The sequence below is a fragment of the Nevskia soli genome (assembly GCF_903970205.1).
Taxonomy (GTDB): Bacteria; Acidobacteriota; Terriglobia; order Bryobacterales; family Bryobacteraceae; genus Bog-113.
Window position 1 is genome coordinate 1 of sequence record NZ_CAJCHS010000096.1, and the last position, 4,079, is coordinate 4,079.

At 59.6% G+C, this 4,079-nt stretch carries 2 protein-coding genes; both read right to left on the reverse strand.

What is annotated here, in order from left to right:
* Positions 1 to 24: 24 nt before the first annotated feature.
* On the reverse strand, positions 25 to 2,451 hold the full coding sequence (gene topA, locus H1Y01_RS04660; protein ID WP_180539108.1) for a type I DNA topoisomerase: 2,427 nt from the start codon (positions 2,449 to 2,451) through the stop codon (positions 25 to 27).
* A 270-nt stretch (positions 2,452 to 2,721) separates the two neighbouring features.
* Complete coding sequence (gene dprA, locus H1Y01_RS04665) at positions 2,722 to 3,906, reverse strand: DNA-processing protein DprA (protein WP_219341264.1); 1,185 nt, start codon at positions 3,904 to 3,906, stop codon at positions 2,722 to 2,724.
* Between the last annotated feature and the right edge of the window lie 173 nt (positions 3,907 to 4,079).

A 4,079-nucleotide genomic window follows, 5' to 3' on the forward strand; every position in this document is an offset into this window, starting at 1 on the left:
TTACACCCGTGGTTGTGAACCGAGTTAGGCGGAGACGGGCAACGGTTCAAGTTCGCGTTTGAACTTACATTCGTTGTTGGGGCACTGGAGTACCGGGCCGGCCTTTAGATACTTTTCGACCATGTAGGGGCTGCCGCATTCCGGACACTTTTCATCCACCGGCTTAGCCCAGGCGACGAAGCTACAGTCGGGGTAGCGGGTGCAGCCGTAGAAGGTCTTCCCTCGCTTGGAGCGGCGTTCGGAGATATCGCCTTCCGAACAATCCGGGCATTTGACTCCGATGGTTTTCTGCTTTACGTACTTACAGGTCGGGTAGTCGCTGCAGGCGGTGAACTCGCCGAAGCGGCCGTGCTTCAACACGAGGTGATTGCCGCATTGCGGGCATTTTTCGTCGAGCGCCTGATCGGGTTTCTTCTGTGTTCCGCCGATGGGCTTGGTTGTCTTGCAGTCCGGATATCCGGTGCAGGCGTAGAAGGTGCCGAAGCGTCCCTTCTTCAGGACCATGGTGCGCCCGCAGTTCTCGCAGTACTCTTCCGCGTCCTGCTCGGTTAGATCGGCGCCTTCGACATCGGGAAGATCGACAGTCAACTCGCGGGTGTAGGTGCATTCGGGATACCCGGTGCAGGCGATGAAACTGCCGTGCTTGCCCCACTTGATCACGAGAGGCTTGCCGCATTTTTCGCAGATGAGGTCGGTGGGACGCTCCATGCGCTTGATGTCGGTCATGTGCTCTTCGGCATGAGTCAGATCGCGGGTGAAGCGATCGTAAAACTCGGTCATGGCTTCGCGCCAGTCGAGTTTGCCATCTTCGATTTCATCGAGCTCTTCTTCCATCCGCGCGGTGTACTTTACCTCGAAGATGTCGTTGAAGCTTTCGAGCAGTAAGTCGGTAACTACCATGCCCAGTTCGGTGGGCTTGAACTTACCGCCTTCCTTGGTGACGTACTCGCGTTCCTGGATGGTCGAAAGAATCGAGGCGTAAGTGGAAGGGCGGCCCACGCCGTCGGATTCGAGTTTCTTGACGAGTGTGGCTTCGGTGTAGCGCGGCGGCGGTTCGGTAAAGTGCTGTTCGGGCTTGAGAGCGCGAAGACGAAGCTTCTCGCCTTCAGTGACGGCGGGGAGCTTGTGTTTGAGTTCCTCGTCCTCTTCATCGCGCTGATCTTTGCCTTCTTCGTAGACGCGAAGGAAGCCATCGAACTTAGGCACGGAGCCGGTGGCGCGGAACAGATACTCGGCGCCGGTCTTGCCTATAACCGTGATGTCGATGGTGGTCTGGTCGAAGACGGCGGGCGTCATCTGCGACGCGACGAAGCGCATCCAGATCAGGCGGTAGAGTTTGAGCTCATCTTCGGCAAGTACGCCCTCGAGGGACTCGGGCGTTCGAGCGACGGCGGTGGGGCGAATGGCTTCGTGAGCGTCCTGCGCGTCCTTTTTCGACTTATACACGTTCGGGGATGCCGGCACGTACTCGGGGCCGAACTTTTCTTTGACGTAATCGCGCGCTTCGGTTTGCGCGTCGGGTGAAACGCGCGTCGAATCGGTACGCATGTAGGTGATGAGACCGACAGCGCCTTCTTTGCCGAGCTCCACGCCTTCATAGAGACGCTGCGCGAGACCCATGGTGCGCTTGACGCTGAAGCGGAGCTTGCGGACGGAGTCCTGTTGCAGGGTTGACGTGATGAACGGCGCGACGGGATTGCGCCGCTTCTCACGCGTGCCGACCGACTTTACGGTGTACTCGACACCATCGAGATCGGCGAGGATCGTATCGGAGGCTTCCTGCGATCCGATGGCGACGTTCTCGTTGTCCTTTTTGAAGAGGCGCGCGTCGAAGAGCGGCGGTTTTTTGGCGGCCAGCGCGGCGTCGAGTGTCCAGTATTCGTTTTTGACGAACGCCTTGATTTCGCGTTCGCGCTCGACGATGACGCGGACGGCGACGGTCTGCACGCGTCCGGCGGAAAGCCCGCGGCGCACTTTGTCCCAGAGCAGTGGAGAGATCTTGTATCCGACCAGGCGATCGAGCACACGGCGGGCCTGCTGCGCTTCAACCTTATTCACGTTGACCATCAGCGGCTTTTCGAACGCCTTCTGAATGGAGCTCTTCGTGATCTCGTTGAACATCACGCGGAAGATGCGAGGCCCGTTCTTTTGGCCGTCAAGCTCTTCCTGCAGGTGATAACAGATGGCCTCGCCTTCGCGATCCGGATCGGCCGCGAGGTAGACGAAGTCCACTTTTTTGGCCGCGCTCTTCAGCTCCGCGATGAGCTTCTTCTTGCCCTCGATGACTTCGTAGTGAGGCTGGAAACCGTTGTCGACATCAACCGAAAGATTCTTCTTCGGGAGGTCTTTGATGTGTCCAATCGAGGCCTTGACTATGTATTGATTTCCGAGATATTTACCGATCGTTTTCGCCTTAGCGGGCGATTCCACGATAACCAGCGATTTTGCCATGACAGCTTTCTTTATCCGTTACCTTACAAACTGCAAACGACAATCCGGGAGGTTCCGTTCCGGATTGCATGCAACCTTTATAGGGCTACCACACTCGTTGGAGAAAATCCTGTTTGCGAGGAAATCTCGCTGTGGATAAGTGGCGGTGCGGCTCACCAAGTTCGATGCGGGTGGCCCGCTTTTGGGTTCAGCACGCCGGGCAAGCTGCTGAAAACACGGCGGAAGTAGGGTGAATCCTGTTCGAAGACGGGGCGCGGGATTGGCAACGGGTTACCAAATCTTAACGTAATTTCGTCCGGGCAGCTGTTTGGCAAGACCGAGCATTTCGAGTTCGAAGAGTGCGGCGATGACCTCACTGGGACTGCAGCGATCCATTTTTTCGATTAGATCGTCGAGATGGATGGGCGTGTCGACGCGCAGTTCGGAGAGGGCGCGGCGGCTGATTTCGTTCTCCGGGCCGACGCCTGCGGGAGCGGTTGCGGGTGCGGTATTCTCGCCGCCGTTGATGTCGAGTAAGCGCTGCTTGCCGCCTTCGATCAGCCTGCGGCGCACGGCGGGCGGGAGGTCGACGATGACGTCGTTCCAGTCTTGAACCAGCTTGGCGCCTTGCTTGATCAGGAGGTTGGGACCCCAGCTCATTTTGGACGTGATGTTGCCGGGGACGGCGAAGACTTCGCGGCCCTGATCGAGAGCGAGGCGCGCGGTGATGGCCGAGCCGGAGTATTGCGCGCCTTCGACGACGAGCAGCCCGACGCTGGCGCCGCTGACGATGCGATTGCGGATGGGGAAATTTTGCGGGAAGGCGACGGAGCCCATGGGGAACTCCGAAACGAGTAAGCCGGCAGCCACGATCTGTTCGGCGAGTTTGCGGTTCTCGGTGGGATAGACGACATCGACGCCGCAGCCGAGGATGGCGACGGTGGGCGCTTGGACGGCGAGTGCGCCTTTGTGGGCCGCAGTATCGACACCGCGCGCCATGCCGCTCATGATGACGAGGCCGGCAGCGGCGAGATCGGACGACAGGCGCTCGGTGGCGGCGAGGCCGTAGGGAGTTGGATGGCGCGTGCCGACGACGGAGAACAGGACTTGCTGAAGCAGGGCGGGATTGCCGCGGACGAAAAGCATCGGAGGCGGATCGTAGATATCGCGGAGCGTGGACGGGTAGGCGGCATCGTTGATGGTGACGAGCTGGGTGCCGGACGCGCGCGCTTTGCCCTGCTGCTCGATGGCATCGTCAAAAGTGCAGCCGCTGGAGATGGTTTGCGCGATGGACCCGGGCAGGCCGGCTTCCTCGAGTTCCGAGCGCGATGCGCGGAAGATGGCTTCGGCGGAACGGAAGGTGTCGATCAGCGTGAGAGTGCGCTTTGTGCCGAGGCCCGGCACCATTTTGAGGGCTAGCCAGTGGAGCTCTTCTTCGGCAGAGAGTGTGGCGGTTGGCGGCGGGGCGGTGGTCACTGAGTCAGGTAGTGGCGGGGTTTGAGGGAACTCTCAAAACGAGCGCCACGGCGTCGACTCCTTCTCCGTGAAGACGTCAATACGCCTGTTTACTGAATCGAACTGACGGTTGTTGAGGAGCGGCGCGACCAGCACCGTGAGCGTCGGAAGCACTGTGGGTGCGATGGCTAGCG